This window comes from Mesorhizobium sp. M1273 (genome assembly GCF_040318195.1).
Lineage (GTDB): Bacteria > Pseudomonadota > Alphaproteobacteria > Rhizobiales > Rhizobiaceae > Mesorhizobium.
In genome coordinates this window covers 1-19,324 of record NZ_JAMYLV010000043.1, presented here as the reverse complement: position 1 = coordinate 19,324, position 19,324 = coordinate 1, and the positions used below count along the sequence as shown (strand labels likewise).

At 63.6% G+C, this 19,324-nt stretch carries 21 protein-coding genes; 7 read left to right on the top strand and 14 right to left on the bottom strand.

Going from position 1 to position 19,324, the window contains the following annotated elements; genetic code table 11:
• Nucleotides 1-7: 7 nt before the first annotated feature.
• From NKH30_RS29190 to NKH30_RS29140, 11 genes are all read right to left on the bottom strand, one after another.
• Complete coding sequence (locus tag NKH30_RS29190; protein WP_352997681.1) at nucleotides 8-1,783, bottom strand: CoA-transferase; 1,776 nt, start codon at nucleotides 1,781-1,783, stop codon at nucleotides 8-10.
• Nucleotides 1,780-2,562, bottom strand: coding sequence for an enoyl-CoA hydratase/isomerase family protein (locus NKH30_RS29185; RefSeq protein WP_352769357.1), 783 nt, complete (start codon nucleotides 2,560-2,562; stop codon nucleotides 1,780-1,782). The genes NKH30_RS29190 and NKH30_RS29185 overlap by 4 nt, the downstream gene beginning before the upstream one ends.
• Before the next feature lie 2 nt (nucleotides 2,563-2,564).
• A complete protein-coding gene (locus tag NKH30_RS29180; protein WP_352615121.1) occupies nucleotides 2,565-3,770 on the bottom strand; it encodes a CaiB/BaiF CoA transferase family protein in 1,206 nt (401 codons plus the stop codon).
• Between the two features lie 18 nt (nucleotides 3,771-3,788).
• On the bottom strand, nucleotides 3,789-4,574 hold the full coding sequence (locus NKH30_RS29175) for an SDR family NAD(P)-dependent oxidoreductase (RefSeq protein WP_023677038.1): 786 nt from the start codon (nucleotides 4,572-4,574) through the stop codon (nucleotides 3,789-3,791).
• 1 nt (nucleotide 4,575) lies between these two features.
• Complete coding sequence (locus NKH30_RS29170) at nucleotides 4,576-5,571, bottom strand: ABC transporter permease (RefSeq protein ID WP_352501149.1); 996 nt, start codon at nucleotides 5,569-5,571, stop codon at nucleotides 4,576-4,578.
• 30 nt (nucleotides 5,572-5,601) lie between these two features.
• Complete coding sequence (locus NKH30_RS29165) at nucleotides 5,602-7,134, bottom strand: sugar ABC transporter ATP-binding protein (protein WP_352997680.1); 1,533 nt, start codon at nucleotides 7,132-7,134, stop codon at nucleotides 5,602-5,604.
• Nucleotides 7,124-8,107 (bottom strand): ABC transporter permease, encoded by a 984-nt coding sequence (locus tag NKH30_RS29160; protein WP_352997679.1) that lies wholly within the window; start codon nucleotides 8,105-8,107, stop codon nucleotides 7,124-7,126. Before NKH30_RS29160 ends, NKH30_RS29165 begins: the two co-directional genes overlap by 11 nt.
• A 139-nt stretch (nucleotides 8,108-8,246) precedes the next feature.
• Nucleotides 8,247-9,278 carry a sugar ABC transporter substrate-binding protein gene (locus NKH30_RS29155; protein ID WP_352920088.1) on the bottom strand — a complete coding sequence of 344 codons (1,032 nt, stop codon included), beginning with the start codon at nucleotides 9,276-9,278 and terminating at the stop codon, nucleotides 8,247-8,249.
• 23 nt (nucleotides 9,279-9,301) lie between these two features.
• Nucleotides 9,302-10,153 (bottom strand): IclR family transcriptional regulator, encoded by an 852-nt coding sequence (locus NKH30_RS29150; RefSeq protein ID WP_352615125.1) that lies wholly within the window; start codon nucleotides 10,151-10,153, stop codon nucleotides 9,302-9,304.
• Nucleotides 10,153-11,295 carry an extracellular solute-binding protein gene (locus NKH30_RS29145; RefSeq protein WP_352997678.1) on the bottom strand — a complete coding sequence of 381 codons (1,143 nt, stop codon included), beginning with the start codon at nucleotides 11,293-11,295 and terminating at the stop codon, nucleotides 10,153-10,155. Before NKH30_RS29145 ends, NKH30_RS29150 begins: the two co-directional genes overlap by 1 nt.
• A 59-nt stretch (nucleotides 11,296-11,354) precedes the next feature.
• Nucleotides 11,355-11,546, bottom strand: coding sequence for a hypothetical protein (locus NKH30_RS29140; protein ID WP_352997677.1), 192 nt, complete (start codon nucleotides 11,544-11,546; stop codon nucleotides 11,355-11,357).
• Nucleotides 11,547-11,904: 358 nt separating this feature from the next.
• Here NKH30_RS29140 and cyoA point away from each other — a divergent pair, with 358 nt between their 5' ends.
• The 4 genes from cyoA to cyoD are packed head-to-tail and all read left to right on the top strand — an operon-like array spanning nucleotide 11,905 to nucleotide 15,909.
• Entirely contained in the window at nucleotides 11,905-12,828 is a 924-nt protein-coding gene (gene cyoA / locus NKH30_RS29135) for a ubiquinol oxidase subunit II (RefSeq protein ID WP_352539884.1), read from the top strand.
• 2 nt (nucleotides 12,829-12,830) lie between these two features.
• Nucleotides 12,831-14,837 carry a cytochrome o ubiquinol oxidase subunit I gene (gene cyoB / locus NKH30_RS29130; protein WP_352997676.1) on the top strand — a complete coding sequence of 669 codons (2,007 nt, stop codon included), beginning with the start codon at nucleotides 12,831-12,833 and terminating at the stop codon, nucleotides 14,835-14,837.
• Nucleotides 14,834-15,484, top strand: coding sequence for a cytochrome o ubiquinol oxidase subunit III (gene cyoC / locus NKH30_RS29125; RefSeq protein ID WP_352997675.1), 651 nt, complete (start codon nucleotides 14,834-14,836; stop codon nucleotides 15,482-15,484). The genes cyoB and cyoC overlap by 4 nt, the downstream gene beginning before the upstream one ends.
• Entirely contained in the window at nucleotides 15,481-15,909 is a 429-nt protein-coding gene (gene cyoD, locus NKH30_RS29120; protein WP_352473039.1) for a cytochrome o ubiquinol oxidase subunit IV, read from the top strand. Before cyoC ends, cyoD begins: the two co-directional genes overlap by 4 nt.
• A 78-nt stretch (nucleotides 15,910-15,987) precedes the next feature.
• On the opposite strand, the gene NKH30_RS29115 is transcribed toward cyoD, so the two are convergent.
• Nucleotides 15,988-16,182 carry a hypothetical protein gene (locus tag NKH30_RS29115; protein ID WP_352997674.1) on the bottom strand — a complete coding sequence of 65 codons (195 nt, stop codon included), beginning with the start codon at nucleotides 16,180-16,182 and terminating at the stop codon, nucleotides 15,988-15,990.
• A gap of 49 nt (nucleotides 16,183-16,231) precedes the next feature.
• Nucleotides 16,232-16,699 carry a YbhB/YbcL family Raf kinase inhibitor-like protein gene (locus NKH30_RS29110; RefSeq protein WP_352997673.1) on the bottom strand — a complete coding sequence of 156 codons (468 nt, stop codon included), beginning with the start codon at nucleotides 16,697-16,699 and terminating at the stop codon, nucleotides 16,232-16,234.
• A gap of 180 nt (nucleotides 16,700-16,879) precedes the next feature.
• Between NKH30_RS29110 and NKH30_RS29105 the strand changes: the two genes are divergently transcribed.
• From NKH30_RS29105 to NKH30_RS29095, 3 genes are all read left to right on the top strand, one after another.
• On the top strand, nucleotides 16,880-18,061 hold the full coding sequence (locus NKH30_RS29105; protein ID WP_352997672.1) for a DUF3182 family protein: 1,182 nt from the start codon (nucleotides 16,880-16,882) through the stop codon (nucleotides 18,059-18,061).
• Nucleotides 18,062-18,160: 99 nt separating this feature from the next.
• Complete coding sequence (locus tag NKH30_RS29100) at nucleotides 18,161-18,532, top strand: SpoIIAA family protein (protein WP_352970331.1); 372 nt, start codon at nucleotides 18,161-18,163, stop codon at nucleotides 18,530-18,532.
• 17 nt (nucleotides 18,533-18,549) lie between these two features.
• Nucleotides 18,550-18,765 (top strand): hypothetical protein, encoded by a 216-nt coding sequence (locus NKH30_RS29095; RefSeq protein WP_352473044.1) that lies wholly within the window; start codon nucleotides 18,550-18,552, stop codon nucleotides 18,763-18,765.
• Nucleotides 18,766-18,804: 39 nt separating this feature from the next.
• Here NKH30_RS29095 and NKH30_RS29090 read toward each other — a convergent pair whose 3' ends face one another.
• A complete protein-coding gene (locus NKH30_RS29090) occupies nucleotides 18,805-19,128 on the bottom strand; it encodes a hypothetical protein (RefSeq protein ID WP_352539878.1) in 324 nt (107 codons plus the stop codon).
• Nucleotides 19,129-19,324: the final 196 nt, after the last annotated feature.

Sequence of the window (19,324 nt, the reverse complement as noted above, 5' to 3'; positions counted from 1 at the left end):
ACCCCCTTCAATCCGGTGCAGTATGCGACCGCTGTGCGGCGATGCAGCGCTCGACCATCCGCCGGTCGGTAGCCAGGATCTCGGCGATCAGGGCGCTGCGCTCCCTCGCGCTGACGAATTCGAGGCGCCGCAGACCGAGCGGGTCGATGCGGTTTCGCAGGATGTCGAGCGTCTCGTTCGAGGGTAGCGCAACTTCGCGGCAATCGGCATCGAATGTCAGGGCAAAGCCGGTGGCATCCTGGAGCTGCTGGCGCGTCACGCACGGCATGGTCTCGATGACGGCCAATTGCCGGCTCTCCCCGTCGAGCCGAAACACGCAAAGGTCGGTGAACACCAATGCCGCGCCGGTCCGATAGCCCATCGGCTCGCGTTCGGCCTCAGTCAACAGGCCGCGCGCCGAGCTGGCAATCTCGACCGTCTCGACCAGCGACTGCACGGAATGGCGGGGGACGTAGAGCAGATAATCGCGATGCATGTTGGCGACGTCGGCCATGCCGCCTTGCCCGGGCAGCCGGATAAGGCTGCCGTCACGCTTGCGCAGCGCAATGGTGTTGACGCGCCCACGGCGGTCGACCTGCGCGGCACCGACGATCTCATGCGTCACCGCGCCGGCCTGGTAATAGGTCGAATAGGTGTCGTCGCCGCCGGCATGCGCCACCGCCGTCTCGCAATCGAGGCTTTCGATCAGCGACAGGATCATCGGGCTCGGTGCTATGTCGAGATGGCCGCAACTCATGGTGGCGATGATCATGTCCGGCGCGTGCGTCGCTTTGGCCAGCCGGTAGGCGACATTGGCGAGCGGCGACACCGCGCCGGCACTGGCAAAGCTCTCATTGTTAAGCTCAGCGGCGATGCGGGCGGCGATGATCTCGTCGATGGACGCCTCCTTGTTGCCGTGCACGAGCCTGGGCATTGCGAGGACTGTTTCAGCGCCGACTTTTGCAGCGTCTTGAACCCGCTCCGGCACGCCTTCCGAAGGCATGCTCAGTCTGTCCGGCAAAGGTATTTCCTTGGCCGCGAACGCCCCCGCCAACGCTTGATAATCCGTCACATAGAATGGCAGGCAGGAGGCGGGATAGGCGCCGCCTGGTGCCAGCGCGATCGCCGACACCTGGTTGCGGGTCAAAATGCTCTGCCGACCATCATGCCGCAGCGCTCCGACCGGGACGATCTCCTCGACCGTCACCAGCACCTCGCGCGCCGCGCCGGCCATGGCGAAATCGAGCGCCCGTGGTCCGATGATCTGGACATTGCCGCTCTCGTCGGCACGCTGGGCATGGACGACGAACGTATCGAGCCGCAAGGCCGGGATGATCCCGGTCGTGGCTCCCACGATCGGATCGGGCACGGCGATCGCACCCGGCACGCGCGCCAGCATGTCCGAACCCTCCGGAAGCTGAAACGGCATCGACGGCAGGTTCTGCTGCCCCGCCCGCAGCGCCTGGATCATGGCCAGCGCCGTCCAGTCGCGGACCGGCACGGCATTGGTCTCGGCAGCCGCGCGGAAGCGCGGCGGCAAGCCAAAAATATCGAGGCTGGAAAAGCAGATATCAACCTCCGCCACGGCATTCGCTTCGAGAAGCAGTTCGAGCGGCAGGCCGCCGGCCCAGCAGACATAGCGAAGATCCTTGACGCCCAAGCGGGCGATGGCCCGCAGCAGGGCGATCGGCCGCCGGGCAAAATGATGGCCACCGACACCGAAGACGTCGCCGCCGCCGACCATCGCGGCCAGGCCCTCGACATCGGTGAAGCGCGGCCGGTTTTGCTTGACCAGGGATGTCATTGCCCAGCCTTCGGCCGCGCGGCGCTTTTTTCGGCGAACGCCTTCACCCGCTGCTGGCCGGTCTCGCTACGATAAAGCCCGCCCAGTACGTCGCGCTCCATGGCAAGGCCTTCCGCCAAGTCGCCCGACACGGCGTGCGCCGTCAGCGCCTTCAATGCCTCGATCGCGGCAGCCGGTTCGGCGGCTATCATGCCGGCGAGTTCCAGCGCCCGCGGCATCAGCTTTTCGGCGTCGACGACCTCGTTGACCAGCCCGGCGGCGAGCTCGGAAGCCGGCACGATGGCGCCGGTCATCAGCAAAAGGTTGGAGCGGTTGCGGCCGAGCTTCTGGACGCTGCGCTGCGTGCCGCCGCCGCCCGGGACCAGCCCGAGCTTGATCTCGGGCAGGCCGAGCTTCGCGAACTGGTTGGCGATGACGATGTCGCAGCACAGCACCAGCTCCATGCCGCCGCCGAGCGCAAAGCCGTTGACCGCGGCGATGACCGGCTTGCGGTTGTTCTCGACCGCCGCATACATGCGCGTGCCGGCGGCCTGGAAGGCGTCGAACTCGATAGCCGTCTGGGCAGCGTATTCCTTGATGTCGGCGCCGGCCATGAAGCCGCGCCCCTCGCCGGTCACCACGATCGCGCCGACGCCGTCATCCTGCGACAGCGCCTCGAAAACCTCGGTGATCTCGCTTTGCATCAGCCGGTTCATGGCGTTGAGCTGATCGGCGCGCCGGAAGGTGACGACTGCGACGCGCCCGGATATTTCCAAGCTGAGTGTCTGGTAAACGCTCATCGTCAGGCAGCATCCACGGTCATATCGCCGGACGCCTCAAGCGCTGCAATCTCGCCGCTGGAGAGGCCGAACTCGGCCAGTATCTCGCGGCCATGCTGGCCGACCAGCGGCGCCGGCCGCTCTATGGTAGCCGGCGTCTCACTCATCTTGACCGCCGGCGCGACCACCCTGACCCTGCCGCCGCGGGGATGATCGTAGCTGGTGATCATGCCCAGGTGCTTAACCTGCGGGTCCTCGGCTGCGCGCCTTATGTCCTTCACCTCGGCGCACCAGATGTCGGCTGCGAGCAGCCGCGCCAGCAGGTCCTGCGTGGCAAACTTCCTGGTTTCGGCGTTGACCTTGTCGAACACCTCGTCGCGCCTGTCGAACAGGGTCTTCAGATCGTCGTAGACAGCAAGCTGCGGCGCCTCCAGCACTTCATACAGCGTCTTGAACGGGCTCATGGCGATCGACACATAGCCGCCGTCCTTCGCTTCGTAGACGCCGAACGGCGCCTGCATGCCGGGGTGGCCGATGCCGGAATTCGGGCGCACGAAATCCTCGCCGAGATTGAGCACGGCGACATATTCCTGATTGAGATGCGCCAGCATGCCGGCGAGCAGATTGACCTCGATCTTCTGGCCCTTGCCGGTCTTCTCGCGATAGTAGAGCGCCGACAGGATGCCGTAGACCATGTTCATGGCGCCGATCTGGTCGGCCAGGCCGGCACCGGCCGGAACAGGAGCCTGATCGCCGCGGCCGGTGTTGGAGATCAACCCGGACAATCCCTGGATCAGCATGTCCTGGCCGGGGCGCTCGACATAGGGGCCTTCCTCGCCATAGCCTGAGCCCGAGCAATAGATGATGGCGGGATTGACCGCCCTGAAATCCTCGTAGCCATAGCCGAGCCTGGCGAGCACGCCGGGGCGGAAATTCTGCACCACCACATCGGCCTTCTCAGCCATGTCCATGATGATGGCATGCACCTTGCGACTTTTCAGGTTGAGCGCGATGGAGCGCTTGTTGCGGTTCCAGGCGAGGAAATTCGGGCTTTCGGAGCCGCCGACCCATTTGGCGAAGAAGGTCATGCCGCGGAACATGTCGCCGGCGCCGGCACGCTCGATCTTGATGATGTCGGCGCCCATGTCGCCGAGCAGCTGCGTGGCGAACGGCCCTTGCAGCAGATGGCTGAAATCGAGAATGCGGACGCCTTCGAGGGCTTTGTTCATTTCATGTCTCGTTGGTTGTCAAAGCAGGTCGGGTACGTAGCGGGGTGCCGCGGTGAGGCCGCCGTCGACGCGCAGGTCGGTACCGGTGGTGAAGCCGGCGGCGTCGGAGGCCAGATAGACGGCGGCTTCGGCCACCTCGGACGGTTTGCCGATGCGGCCGAGCGGATGCATCTTGACCCAGGCCTTGGCGAGATTGCCGCCGATCTCCTTGACCAATTTGTCGTTCATCGGCGTGTTGATGGTGCCGGGCGAGATCGAGTTGACGCGGATGTTGAGCGGGCCGAACTCGACCGCCATCTGGCGCGTCATCGCCATCACCGCACCCTTGGCGCCGGCATAGGCGGTCCAGCCGTCGAGCCCGATATGCCCTTGTGCCGAGGCCATGTTGATGATCGAGCCCGATTTCTGCGCGATCATATGTGGCAGCGCATATTTGCAGCCGCGGAACACGCTGGTAAGGTTGACCGCGATCAGCCGGTGCCACTGCTCGTCGCTCATTTCGTGAACCGGCATGCCGCCGATGGCGATGGCGGCATTGTTGACGAGAATATCGAGATGGCCGGTCTTGCCGACGGCTGCGTCGATCAGGGCGGCGATGTCGGCCTCCTCCGCCACGTCGCAATGGATGTAGTCGGCGCGGTGGCCGGCGGCGCGCAGCTCGGCTGCGAATTTTTCACCCTTCTCGTCGGCGATGTCGCCGAGGAAGACGTGCGCGCCTTCCCTTGCCATCGCCTCGCTGATCGCGTGGCCGATGCCGTCGGCGGCGCCAGTGACGATTGCGGTTTTCCCTTTGAGACGATCCATATCAGCCTCCAATGGCGCGCCGGCGCTTTGCTTCGTCGAAGGCGACGGCGGCAATGATGATCATGCCGGTGATGACCAGTTGCCACTCGGTCGGCAGGCCGAGACCGCGCAGCCCGTTGGACAGGAACTGCAGGATCAGCACGCCGAGCGCCATGCCGGTCAGGCTGCCTATGCCGCCGGCAAGGCTCACCCCGCCGAGCACGGTGGCGGCGACGACCTGGAACTCGAAATTCAGCCCGGCAGTATGCTGCGCCGAACCGACGCGGGCTGCCAGGATGATGCCGGCTACCGTCGCCAGCAGCGCGCTGATGATGAAGCAGGTGAACTTGACGCGGCGCACGTCGTAACCCGCCAGCCGTGCCACTTCCGGATTGCCGCCGACGGCATAGATCTGCCGCCCGAACGGCCGGTGCTGCATCACGTAGGCGAAGACGGCGAGCAGGACGATGGCGATGACAGCCGAATAGGGAACGACGTTGAACAGGCGGCCGTCCGACAGCGCGATGAAGCTGTCGAGCGCGGCGTCGTCTGGAATAGCACGCTGGCCGGTATAGAGATAAACGCCGCCGCGCATGATGAACATCGTGCCCAGGGTCACGATCAGCGAGTTGATGCCGGCATAGGCCGTCAGATAGCCATTCACGACGCCGATGATCAGCCCGAACAGCAGCGCGCCGCTGATGCCGAGCAGCAGAGAATTCGTGTCGTTCATGATGATGATCAGCGGCAGTGCGATCGTCGCCAGCAGCGAGCCGATCGAGATGTCGACCTCGCCTGATATGAAGACGATGGCGCAGCCGATGCCGGCTGTCAGCGCCAGCGAAGCCTGACCGAGCACATTGGTGATGTTGCGCACGGAGAAGAAATTCTCGGCGGTGAAGGAAAAGAACGCGATCACCAGGATGAGGCAGAGGAGCAATGCCAATTCCTGCCGCGCGACGAGCCGCGCCAGCATGGACGGCCCAGCTTTCATGGTGTCGGTGCTTGCCAGGCTCATCGCTTGGTCCCTTTGCGAAGCGTCATCGTCTTAGCCGATTGCCGCATTGAGGATGTTCTCCTGCGTGGCCTCGTCGCGAGGCATGATCGCGGTGAGGCGGCCTTCGCACATCACCGCGATGCGGTCGGCAAGCCCCAGCAGCTCGGGCATTTCGGACGTCATCATGACGACCGCCAGGCCTTCGCCGGCGAGCCGGTCGATGAGCGCAAAAATCTCCGACTTGGCGCCGACGTCGATGCCGCGGGTCGGTTCGTCGACGACGATCACCTTGAGACCGCGCATCAGCCAGCGCGAGATCAGCACTTTCTGCTGATTGCCGCCGGACAGATTCTTGACCTGCTGGAACAGGCTGGGCGTCCGGATGCGGAAACGGTCGACATAGTCCTGCACCGCCTTGCGTTCGCTGACCTTGTCGATGAAGCCCATTCTGGCGAAGGCGCCGAGTGAGGCGAGGCTGGCATTCTGGTAGACCGGCAACTCGCCCATCAGCCCCTCGCTCTTGCGGTCCTCGGTGAGCAGGCCGATGCCGAGCCGGACGCCGGTGTGCGTTTCGTGCGGCAGCAGCCGGCTGCCATCGACCGAAATGGCGCCGGAAGTGATCGGGTCGTAGCCGACGATGGCCTTGGCGAGCTCGGTCCGGCCGGCGCCCATCAGGCCGAAGAAGCCGAGGACTTCGCCGGCATGCGCCTCGAACGACACATCCTTCAGCTTCTTGGCGGTGCTGAGTCCTTCAACGGAAAGCGCGACCTTGCTGCCCGGCGCGCCGCGCTTGCGCGGGAACAGGTTTTCGATGCGCCGGCCGATCATGTCCTGGATCAGCGTGTCGTTGGTATGTTGGCCGATCGGCCTGGTCGAGACGTGGCGGCCGTCGCGCAGCACGGTCACGGTGTCGGCGATCTCGAAGACCTCGTCGAGCTTGTGGCTGACATAGAGCACCGCGATGCCCAGCGCGGCCAGCCGGCGGATGACGGTGAACAGCAGCGAGACCTCGTTAGGCGTCAGCGAGGAGGTCGGCTCGTCCATCACCACGACGCGGGCCTCATGGGCGAGTGCGCGGGCGATCTCGACCATCTGCTGCTGGCTGACCGGCAGCGATCCCGTGCGCGCCGCCGGGTCGACGTTGAAGCCGATACGCTTGAACAGAGCGGCCGCATCGGCACGGATCTTCTTCCAGTCGATCGAGCCGCCTTTGCCGGTCGGATAGCCTTCGAGGAAGATGTTTTCGGCGACGCTGAATTCGGCGATCAGCGCGATCTCCTGGAACACCACCTTGATGCCCTCTTTCAGGCTATCGCGCGGCGACTTGATGTCGGCCTCGCGGCCGCGCAGGCGGATGGTGCCGGCAGCCTTGCCGTAGACCCCGGCCATGATCTTGATCAGCGTCGACTTGCCGGCGCCGTTCTCGCCCATCAGGGCATGGATTTTGCCGGGTTCCAAGGTCAGATCGACATTGTCCAGCGCCACCACGCCGGGAAAACGCTTGCCGATGCCGCGCATCTCCAGCGCCGGCACGCTTTTGTCGACGGCCACGGTTTCGCCGGGGTGAAGGAAATCAACCGACATTGGCTCTGTTCCGCACGATGTCGAGATAGGTCGCCAGGATGATGACGATGCCGGGCACCACCATCTGCAGGTCCTGGTTCCAGCCGAGGATGATGATGCCGTTGTCGATGACCTTCAGCACGAGCACTCCAAGCAACGTGCCGAGCAGCGAGCCGCGACCGCCAAGCAGGCTGGTGCCGCCGAGGATGACGGCGGCAATCACCGTCAGCTCGAAGCCGCGGCCGGCGGTCGGCTGGCCGGCATTCATCAGCGACGACAGGATCATGCCGGCGACGCCGACGCACAGGCCGGTGACGACGAAGGCGAACAGTTTCAAGCGTTGCAAGCGCACGCCGGAGAGGCGGACCGCGCGCTCATTGGCGCCGACAGCGTAGAGATAGCGGCCGAGCGTGGTGAAGCGCAGCGTTGCCGCGGCCAGCGCGACAATCAGCGCGGCAACGACCACGGGCAGCGGGATCGCGCCGAGATAGCCGGCGCCGAGATCGGTGAAGCTGGCAAGCCGGTGGTGGTTCTGCACCGCCTCGCGGGTGAACAGGTAAACGCCGCCCTGCAGCATCATCATGGTGCCGATGGTGGCGATCAGCGAGTTCACCTTGAGGCTGGTGACGACGAGGCCGTTGAAAAGGCCGACCGCGCCTGAAAAGGCGAGCGCCGTCAGCAGCCCGAGCGTCAGACTGTGCGTTGAATTGAGCACGGCCATGCCGATGCAGCCGACAAAAGCCAGCGATGCACCGACCGACAGGTCGACTTCCGCAGTGATGATCAGCATCGTCATGCCGGAGGCAACGATCAGCACCAGCGCGCATTGGCGCAGGATGGCGATGATGTTGGCCTCGGAATAGAATTGCGGCGCGGCAATCGAAATGGCGATGCAGAGCACGGCCAGGATCACGCCGAGCACCAGCTGGCTGCTGCCCAGCAGCTGGCCGCCGATGAAACGCCTTGGCGCAGAGGATTGCGTAAGCTCGCTCATGTCCATTTCATTTCCGGGCCATCGGGTGCCGTCGCGGTTTCGAACCTGCCGGCCAAAACAGGACGGTTGCCCTGTTTTGCCGTTCGGCATATCCGATCCGCCGCCCTTCCCGCCGTGCGGGAAGGGCTACCCGGAATCCTTACTTCTTCAGATCGGCGGAAGTTTTCATGCATTTTTCCGGTGGCTGAAGCGCATTGACGGCATCCCATTTGATTTTGCGTGTGGTGCCATCGTAGTCGTAGAACTTCTTCCAGTCGTCGCCGTTCATCGGCGCGGTCGGGCTGACGATGTGTTCCGGCACCTCTTCGCCATTGAAGAGCTTAACCGCTGCATCGATGGCGGTGTAGCCTTCCTTTTCCGGGAACATCGCGGCCTCGATGCGGTAGGACGGCTCGTTCTGCATCGCATTGATGAAGGCGAGGCCTTCGCCGCCGGTGCCGACAGTCAAGAGGCCGTCCTGCGACTTGCCGGCCGCTTTCCAGGCCTGAAGGCCGCCGAGCGAGGAGGAATCGTTGATGCCGTAGATGATGTTGATGTCGGCGTTCTTGGCAAGAGCCGCCGAAGAGACTTCGAGCGCGCGATCGGGATTGCCGCCGCCGTCGAGGTCGTGGACCATGACCGCGTCGGGGATGATGGTCTTGAGGCCATCCATGAAACCCTGCGACCGCAGCACGGTGGCGGACAGCAGCGGCAGGCCGACATTCATCACCTTGGCTTTGGCTTCGAGCTTTTCCTTGGCGTATTTGCCGGCTTCGACGCCGGCGGTGTAGCCGGTGTCGTAGTCGCAGATCGCGACCATTGTGGTCATGCCCTTGACCGGATTGCCTTCGAGCACGACCGGAACGTTGTTGGATTTCGCCTGGCGCAGCAGCGGCACGACGCCTTCCTCGTTGACGGGCGTGATGATCAGGACGTCGACGCCCTTGGCCATGAAATCTTCGGCGGCGGAGACCTCCTTGGCAACGTCCAGATTGGCGTCCTGCACCTCGAGCTCGATACCGAGTTCCTTGGCGCGGGACTGCATGCCCTTGATGACGTTCTGATACCACTCATGGGTGGCGTAGTTGGTGACGTAGCCGATGCGCTTCGGCATGTTTTCGGTGTGTGCCGCGGCGGCGCTCAGAGCAAGCACCGCCGCCGAGGCAAACAGCATCGATTTGGACCAGTTCATGTTTCTTCTCCCTGTATTTCTTGTCAGTTGCTGAACGGATAGTCCCGCCGTTCCGGGTCGGCACGTGAAGAGGCGGCAGCTTCGCCCGCGCCCAGCGCCGACGATATCGCCTCGGCCGCCGCCTTCGTCCGCTCGAACACGGTGCTGCGATCGAAGCGGGCGGCCTTTTGCGGCAGGAAGGGGACAGTGAGCGCGGCAATGACGGCGCCGGTATGGTCGCGCACCGGCATCGAAATGTTGGTGCAGCCCTCGACAGCCAGCGAGGCGCGCATTTCATAGCCGAGCCTTGCGACTTCGTTCAGCCGCGCTTCGATTTCCGCCCGGCTGCCTTGGCCTTCGCCTGCAGCGACGATCCGTTCGACGATGCGGTCGCGCTCGGCGCGGCTCGAATGCGCCAGCAGCACCGCGCCGGAGCTCGTTTCGAGGATCGGGAAATGCGAGCCAAGGGCAACCGAATAACGCATCGGCAAAGGCGAATCGATCTGCAGCACGACCAGTGCGCTCTCGCCTTCGCGCACGACCAGATGGCAGCTCTGGTCGGCATTGGCGGCGAGGCCGCGCATCACCGGCAGCGCGCATTCGACCAGGCGGTTCACCGGGGGATGCATATGCGCCAGTTCGAACAGCTTCAGCGACAGGCGGAAGCGGTCCGATTGCGTCCGGAAAATGTAGCCGCGCTTCTCCAGCAGCAGCAGGATGCGGTATATCTCGTGAATGGAGCGCCCCATTCCGGTGGCGATCTCGGTCTGGGTCAGCGGCTCGCCGCTGGCAGCCATGAATTCCAGTATGTCGAGCGCCTTCTCCACAGCGGGCACCCGATAGCCGTTGCGGCCGCTTTCGCCTTCGTCGACGATCTGGGCAATATCGGCGGCCATTACGCGACGCTCCGTTGCGGCTGGCCATGCCTGGTCTCGCGATAGAGCCGGTTCAGCCGATCCGCGAGCTCGGCCGCCTGCAATTCGCCGGCGATCGCCGCCGCGGCATGAGGGGCGCATTGGCGGAAGAAGCTGATGAAGCCCGGATGGGTCGGGCGCAGATAGGAGGCTTCGATCGTCGCCAGCGTCGAGGCGAAGAAGCCGCCCGAGAGAGCGTTGACCTCGGTATCCTGCCACGCCGCCAGTGACCCCGGCTGTCCGCCGGATTTCACATAGTCGCCGCGCTGATAGCCGGGCGAGCACAGAAACAGCGCGTAGTCGATGGCGGCTTGCTTGTGTTGCGATTGGGCGCTGACGCCGATGCCGGCGCCGCCGAGCAAGGCGCCGGCGGATCGCGGCGTCGGCACGTCGGCGAAGCGCAGATACGGCCTGTCGGCCCTGGAGGCATAATTCACATAGCCGAAGGCGAACGGCACGTAGACCACGTCGTCATGCGCGATCATGTGATCGTAGCAACGGATCGGGTTCCATTTCGGCGAGTTCGGATGCGACAGCGCCGCAAGCTGGCGCAATTGCCCGACGGCCCGCTCGATTTTTTCCCCGGCGATGAACTCGTCGCCGTCTTCCCGGGGCTCACCGAGCGTCAAAAGCAGGCACATGGCGTCAGTCGGCACCAACGGCAGCCCAAGCCATTTGCCGTCCTTCAAGGCGCGCCGGCCGAGCTCCAGCACCTCGTCATGGCTGCGCGGCAGCGGTCCGTAGCGCTCCAGGAGATCGGGGCGATACGAGGCAACCTGACAGGCAGCATCGATCGGCAACGCCCATTGAAGCCCGTCCCTTGCGTAGGATTGCCAGGATGTGCCGACCGAATCCCGTTCGAAGCCGTGGCGCTGCTCGGCCGACAAATCGAACGGCACCATCAGCCCGCCTTCGGCAATATCGCCGATGAACGGATGGTCGAACACGACAAGGTCATAGGCGCCGAGCACCGGGCCAAGCGCGCCCTCGCCGAACTCATAGAGGCTGCGGCGGTCCCATTCGATCTCAAGACCGGGATTGGCGGCACAATACGGCCCGATGCTGGCGTCGAGCGGACCCCAGCAGCGTCGGTGATCCCACGCGAGGCCGCGCAGTCTTGTCATGCCGAAATTCCTCCCAGAGGCGGCCATGCGCCGGCCCAGCCGATTAGTAGCAACTATTTTCACCTAGACAAGTAGTTTTTACATACGCAAAGCCAGTCCTCGCTTCCGCTTGGCGAGAAAGCCGCCCAACCATCCCTGGTGCGCATCGCGTTGCCGCCGGCCTGCAACCAAAGGCTGCGACGGATCTGGCTTTTTGGAACTTTCGCGACGAACATTCGTTCGGTTGGCGCAACCATCTTGAGCAGCAGCATTGGAATCAGCAGCCACGTCGCAGGGAGCGGACTAAATGGACCAACCGTGGGCGGGGCCATGAACCGGTTTACCGCCTTGGCATTCGCCACGTTTCTGGCGATAACTTCGATCTGGGCACTGTTTCTGATTTCTTAGGATTTGGCTCTGGTTGCTTGGGATTTGCCGCTGGTTTTTAGGATTTGGAGGGTTCTCGACAGGTTGACCGCTTAACGATGACGTCCGCCGCGTGTGGTTCTGCCAGCCGGAGCCCCGTGCGTGAAGAAACTGTCGCCAGGAGCACACCGGCGCGCACATTCGGGGGTTGGCAGCCACGCTGCCTGCAACGTTCCATCGGTTTTCAGGAAACGGCGAGATGTCATGTTGCTGAGGGCGATCGTTCGAAATTGTGCCGCCATCCGTGTTGGCCGCGTCGGCGCGACGATGCTTGTTGCCGCGCTGCTTGCCGGCTGCCAGGGCGGCGTGCTCGATCCGCAAGGGCCGGTGGGGGCGGCGCAGCGGACGATCCTGCTCAATTCGGTCGCTATCATGCTGGCCATCGTCATCCCGACGATCGTGGCGACGCTCGGCTTTGCCTGGTGGTTCCGGGAAACCAACACAAGAGCGCGGTACCTGCCGGAATGGGCCTATTCCGGACGCATCGAACTGGTAGTCTGGTCGATCCCCATCCTCGTCATCCTGTTTCTGAGCGGCATCATCTGGATCGGATCGCATGACCTCGACCCAATGAAGCCGTTGGATTCCCAGCAAAGGCCGTTTGAGGTGCAGGTCGTCTCGCTCGACTGGAAATGGCTGTTCATCTACCCCGAGCAGAATGTCGCGAGCATCAACCAGCTCGTGGTGCCGGCGGGCAGGCCGGTGCATTTCTCGCTTACCTCGGCAAGCGTCATGAATGCGTTCTTCGTGCCTCAGCTCGGCGGCATGATCTACACGATGAACGGCATGACGACGCAGCTTCACCTGCAGGCGGATCAGCCGGGCGAATTCTATGGGCGGTCGGCCCATTTCAGCGGTGACGGTTTTCCAGGCATGCAATTCGTGCTGCATGCCGTCGCGGCCGATGCCTTCGAGGCGTTCGTCAATTCGGCGCGAAGCCAGGGACAGGCACTCGACAAGGCCAGCTACCAGGAACTGGCCAGACAGAGCATCGACGTGCCGCCTTCGACCTATCGCTCGGTCGAGCCGGACCTTTTCCACGAAATCGCGACGCAGGGCGTTCCACCCGCGCCCGGCCCCCAGGCCGGTCGCCCCGGGCCGAGCGTATCGCCCAAGGCAGGAGGCTGACAATGCTCGGAAAATTGAGCTGGGACGTCATTCCGTTCGATCAGCCTCTGCCGATGATCGCCTCGGCGGTCGTCGCCCTGGCAATCCTCGGCGTGCTGGCCTGGGTCTTCCTGGCCGGCCATTTCCCCTATCTCTGGCGCGAATGGATCACCAGCGTCGATCACAAGCGGATTGGCGTCATGTACACGCTGCTGGCGCTGCTGATGCTGCTGCGCGGCTTCAGCGACGCCGTCATGATGCGGTCGCAGCAGGCCCTCGCCTTCCAGGCGCCCGGCTATCTGCCGCCCGACCACTTCAACCAGGTCTTTTCCGCCCACGGCACCATCATGATCTTTTTCGGGGCGATGCCGTTCGTCATCGGCCTGATGAACCTGGTCGTGCCGCTGCAGCTCGGCGTCCGAGACGTTGCCTTTCCGACGCTCAACTCGGTGAGTTTCTGGCTCACCGCCACCGGTGCGCTGCTGGTCAACATCTCGCTGGTGATCGGTGAATTCGCGCGTACCGGATGGCTGCCCTATCCGCCGCTCAGCGAGACCGCCTATTCGCCGGGCGTTGGCGTCGACTATTATCTGTGGGCCGTGCAGATAGCGGGCGTCGGAACGCTGCTCACCGGGATCAATTTCGTCACCACGATCCTGAAGATGCGGTCGCCCGGCATGAGTTACCTCAGGATGTCGATGTTCTGCTGGACCTCACTTGCCGCCAGCCTGCTCATCGTCGCCGCCTTCCCGATCCTCACCGCCACGCTCGCGATGCTGACGCTCGACCGCTATTTCGGCTTTCATTTCTTCACCAATGAAGCTGGCGGCAACATGCTGATGTTCGTGAACCTGATCTGGGCCTGGGGCCATCCCGAGGTCTACATCCTCGTCCTGCCGGCGTTCGGCATCTTCTCGGAGGTCATCTCCACCTTCTCCAGCAAGCCGCTGTTCGGCTACCGCTCGATGGTGGCCGCGACGCTCTTCATCTGCATCGTCTCCTTCATGGTGTGGCTGCACCACTTCTTCACGATGGGCGCCGGCGCCGACGTCAACGCCGCGTTCGGCATCGCCACCAGCATCATCGCTGTCGGTACCGGCGTGAAGATCTATAACTGGATGTTCACCATGTATGGCGGCCGCATCCGCTTCGCGACGCCAATGCTGTGGTCGCTGGGCTTTATGGTGACATTCGTCATCGGCGGCATGACGGGTGTGTTGCTGGCGGTGCCACCGGCCGATTTCCTGCTCCACAACAGCCTGTTCCTGGTGGCGCATTTCCACAACGTCATCATCGCCGGCGTGCTGTTCGGCGCCTTCGCGGGATATACCTACTGGTTTCCCAAGGCATTCGGCTTCCGGCTGCACGAGGGCTGGGGCAAGCTGGCCTTCTGGCTGACGCTGATCGGGTTCTACGCCACCTTCGTGCCGCTCTACACTGTCGGCCTGCTCGGCATGACCCGCCGCATGCAGCATTTCGACGTGCCGGCCTGGCATCCGTGGGTGCTGGTTGCCGGCGTCGGCATGTTGATCACCACCGCCGGCGTGGTCGCGCAGATCGTACAACTCGTCGTCAGCATCCGGCAGCGCGCGGCGCTTCGCGACGCCACCGGAGATCCCTGGGACGGCCGCTCGCTGGAATGGGCCACGCCCTCGCCGCCGCCGGTCTTCAACTTCGCCGCGCTTCCGCATGTCGAGGGCGAAGAGCCCTACTGGAGCATCAAGCAGCGGGCACGCGAGCAAAACCGGCTGCGCGACGAGCCTGACTACGAGCCGATCGAGATGCCCCGCAACAGTCCCACCGGGTTCATCTGCGCCTTCTTTGCGACCGTGATGGGCTTTGCTCTCATCTGGCACATCTGGTGGATGGTGGCGCTCGGCGCGCTCGGTGCTTTGGCCACCTTCGTCGTATTCGCGTGGCGCGACATCCCCGAATACGTCATTCCTGCCGCCGAAGTCGCCCGGATCGACCGCGCCAACCGAAGTGCGCGCCGCGAGGCGCTGGCCACTTACACGGGGCCAAGGCCATGACCGCGATCGACGTTCGAGAGCGTGACCCCTACCGCCTCCATGGCGGGCACGGCCATGCACCCGGCCACGGCGACGGCGGCCCGGCACCGATCCGGATCGTCGTGGGCTACGGCTTCTGGATCTTCCTTCTGAGCGACATCGTGATGTTCTCGGCCTTCTTCGCGGCCTATGCCGTGCTGGCGGGCAAGACGGCGGGCGGGCCGAGCGGGGCCGAGCTGTTCGACCTGCGCAACGTCGCGATCGAGACGGCCGCTTTGCTGTTCTCGAGCTTTACCTGCGGTCTCGCCAGCCTTGCCGTGACAGCGCGGCGAAGCTCCTGGTTCTATGTCGCGATGACTGTCACCTTCGTGCTCGGCGCCAGCTTCATCCTGCTCGAGTTGCGCGAGTTCGCGCATATGGTTGCCAGCGGTGCCGGACCGACGCGCAGCGCTTTCCTGTCGGCGTTCTTCACGCTGGTGGGATGCCATGGCCTTCACGTGACGGCGGGGCTGCTGTGGCTGCTCACGATGATGGCGCAGATCTTCGCCAAGGGATTCCGCGACGATATTCTTCGGCGTTTCATGTGCTTCAGCCTGTTCTGGCACGCCCTCGACATCATCTGGGTCGCCCTGTTCACGGTGGTCTATCTCCTGGGAGCAAGTCGATGAGCAATGCGGACGATCGCCACGCGCAACGGCGCGACACCGATGGCCTGGAGCGCTACGACATCGATACGGCGCCGGGTGACGAATACCTCGGCGACACCGAGGTCGGATCCGGGCTACGCGGCTATGTGATCGGCCTCGGGCTGGCAACGCTGCTGACCATCGCCTCGTTCTGGTTGCCCGGAACCAACCTGATATGGGCACCCGGCATTCCGGTGGCGCTGGTCGTGCTGGCGATCGCCCAGATGGGCGTGCATCTCGTCTTCTTCCTGCACATCACGACGGGACCGGACAACACCAACAACGCCCTGGCGCTTGCCTTCGGCGTGCTGATCGTAGTTCTGGTGATCGGCGGCTCGATCTGGATCATGGCCAATCTCGACCACAATTTGATGCCGATGAATGCGATCATGAACATGAACCGCTAGCGATTTGAGGCGCAGCGCAGTGCCTCCAGCCCGGCCTTGCCCGCCGCTTCAGACGCGTTGCCGGATGACGGACCGGTATCAGCTGCGCTGGCTGGAGTTTTGATTTTTGCGATCCTGCGGCGATATCGCGCCTTTCGAGGCCTTTAAGCCGCCGCCCCACTCCTGGGCTTTCCGTGCCTGATCGCCTGCTTCCTTCGGTGCCTCGGCCTTGTCGCTGCCGCTGGCTTTCTTGCCGGATATGGGTTGGTCGACAGGGTTTGATTTGTTGTCCATCATGCTTCTCCGTTTGTGCCGAACCAGGCGACGGGGTGGCGTGGCGTCCTCAAGCCCGTTCGAACGTGCCGACGAGCTCGGCCCCTCCCACGACGTGCGGCTCGGCCTGTTTCAGCACGTCTTCGACGGCAGCCTTCTCGCCGAGATGAAGCGTCTCGGCGTCGAGTGCAAGAAGCCGGAAATGGTAATGGTGGAGCCCATGCCCAGGCGGCGGCTGGGGGCCGTCATAATGAGGATTGCCGAAATCGTTGACGCCGTGTCCGAGGCTCTCGGTCTTGGCGCCGGCGGTCGTGCCTTCGGGAAGAAAGTTGCGCTGTGCGTCGATGTCGTAGACCGCCCAATGACGGAACATGCCTGAAGGGGCGTCGGGGTCCTCGACGGCCAGGACGAAGCTTTTGGTTCGTTGCGGCGCGTCCGTCCACTCCAATGGCGGCGAGACGTTGCCGCCGTCGCGGGAATAGCGCGGCGGTATTTTTTCGCCATCGGCAAAGGCAGAGCTTTTGAGAGTGAAAGCCACGGTCTCCATCTCCCTGTCTGAGATTCCCTCATAAACAGCTACGAGCCGCCGATGTTCCGGTCGCCGCCCCGGTCAAACCCGGTCAAACCGGATTGCCGGCCGTTGGCCGGAACATTCGCCGAGGAAGCGGGTTTTTCGGTTCGGACGCATCGCCGCGGAATGGCGGCAAGAGGCTCGGCAATGGACGAAGGGCGCGACATGACCGGGCTAAGCGGTAAGCAACCAAGCGGGGCGAAAGGTGTTGTGGTCGCATTCTCCGCGCCGGGCGGCGAGACCATCTATGCCCACGAACGGGAAACCGTCGCTGCCGTCGCGCGCACGATTGCAGCGTTGAAGGGATTTTCCTTCCGCGAGGGCCTGCGTGACGGCGGCGGTGACAGTCGCCGAGTGTATTTCGTGCCGGACGACAGCCTGCTTGCTGCCGATGCGGTCCAACTGGGCATCAACGGGCCCGACGACCTCTTCGGCGGCGTGGTGCCCTGGCGCCTCGCAACCACCAAGGCCATAACCCACGAGCTGGTGGACGGGTCGGCGGCACGGCCAAAAGAATGGCCAGCCGGCTTCGGCAGAGCCGTCGGCGCTGCCGTACTGCCCGGCTATACCGCATTTTCACGCGATGACGCGCTGCGCGCAGCGGAACGTCTGCTGCAGGTGGGGCTGGTCCGGTTCAAGCCACCGCGCGCATCGCGAGGCCGCGACCAGCACACCGCCGCGACCGTTGCCGACATCGAAAGGCTGCTGGAACGATATCCATCCTCCGACCTGAGGGAATACGGCCTTGTTCTCGAAACGGAGCTTCGCGACATCGTCACGCTGAGCATTGGCAGAACGGCGATCGACGGAACATCGGTCGCCTATTACGGCGTGCAGCGAATGACGGCCGACAATGCCGGACAGCCCGTTTACGGCGGATCCGATCTGGTCGTCGTGCGCGGCGGATGGGAGGCGCTGGACGGGCTGCAGCTTTCTCCGGCGCTAAGTTTGGCTGTTGCGCAGGCGAGGATCTACGACGCCGCGATGGATGGCTATCCCGGATTCTTTGCCTCACGGCGCAACTACGACATCGGCCAAGGTGTCGATTCCTCGGGCATCTGGCGATCGGGAGTGCTGGAAGCCAGCTGGCGGATCGGCGGCAGCAGCAGCGCCGAGCTTGCGGCGATGGACGCCATGAAGCGCGACCCCGACGTGCAGATCGTGCATGTCTCCGCGGTCAAGCAGTTCGGCAACACCGCGCAGCTGCCGCTGAATGCAGAAATCCACTTCGACGGAGTGGACCCCGAGGAGGGCCAAATCACGCGTTACACCGTCGTCACCCAGGCGATCCGAGCGCCGGTCGGGGAGGCCGGCCGATCGTCGTTCTAACCATGTCAGGTTGAAGCCAAGCACGCCTCCGGCAGGGAACATCCGCCAATGGCCCGAGTTTGTTTCAGGCAGCCAGCCAGTCAGAAACCGGAGGAAAAAATGATCGAGATGATTTCGGCTCCCCAGAACGTCGCCGCCTTTCGTGTCACCGGCACTGTGACGGCGGACGACTACGACAGAGTCATCCCGGCAATCGAAGCGAAACTGAGCGACCATAAGGACATCGGCGTCCTGACCGATCTTACTGATTTCGAAGACATGACGGCTGGCGCCTTGCGGCGCGACCTGCAGTATGGGCTGAGCAAACTTGGCGAGCTCCACCGCTTCAAACGTGCCGCGGTGATTTCCGACAAGCAATGGATCAAGGCAGCCACGGAATTGACGGACGCGCTGTTTCCGCAAATCGAGGCGCGGGTGTTCCCGGAGGACGAAAAAGCCCAGGCCCTGAAATGGGTGGCAGGCGTACAATAGCGGTGTTGGGGAGTGCCATGCCGTTCGACAAACGACAGGATCCGGAAGGCCTCTGGGAGGTCTATGACAGCGAGAGCGACGAAGCCGTCGTGGTCGGCGGGTTGCCGCTTTCCGGTCTCGACGAAAGCGAAGCCGATGAAGCGATTGAAAAGCTCAATCGGGGCGATCTGACGTCGGACAACATCCCCGAGACGGTTCGGTCAGGGTGGCCTCCGACCAAGGACGGTTTGTGATGACAGCCTGACGGACGTCACCGAGGACCGGTCGCGGATCTACGACGAGGCCTTGACCCCGAGCTTGCGGGCTTTGTCCTCAAATTCGTCGCGAATATCCTCGATCGTCGGCAGATGCAGGCGCCGCAGCTGGGCGTGCAACTTTTTGGCGGCATCTGAGCTCAGGTCGCGCTTGAAATTGGTCGCGACCTCCTCGGCCGAGCCGTAATGGCGATAGCGCTCGATCTCGGTCTTCGTGGCTTGCTGGACGTGCTCGAGCGTCTTGCGTTCGGCATCGGATTTTCCGTCTGGTTTGGCCCGCATGACCGGATTGAACGCTTTGCTGATAACGAATTCGACCAGTTCCTGCTGGGCGTGAGCCATGATTGTTCTCCCTCGAAGAAGGGCTGTCCGAGCCTAGAACGGTTCATCGGGGGAAACGCTGAACCGATCTCTCTTGTTTTGACACAATTCCGAACGGAAAACCGTTTCACACTTTTCCTGGAATTGCTTGTCTTATGACTTTCGCTGCCGAATGGGTCAGAAAGGAACGCTGAGAGAGGGTAGCCGCCCTCCCTCA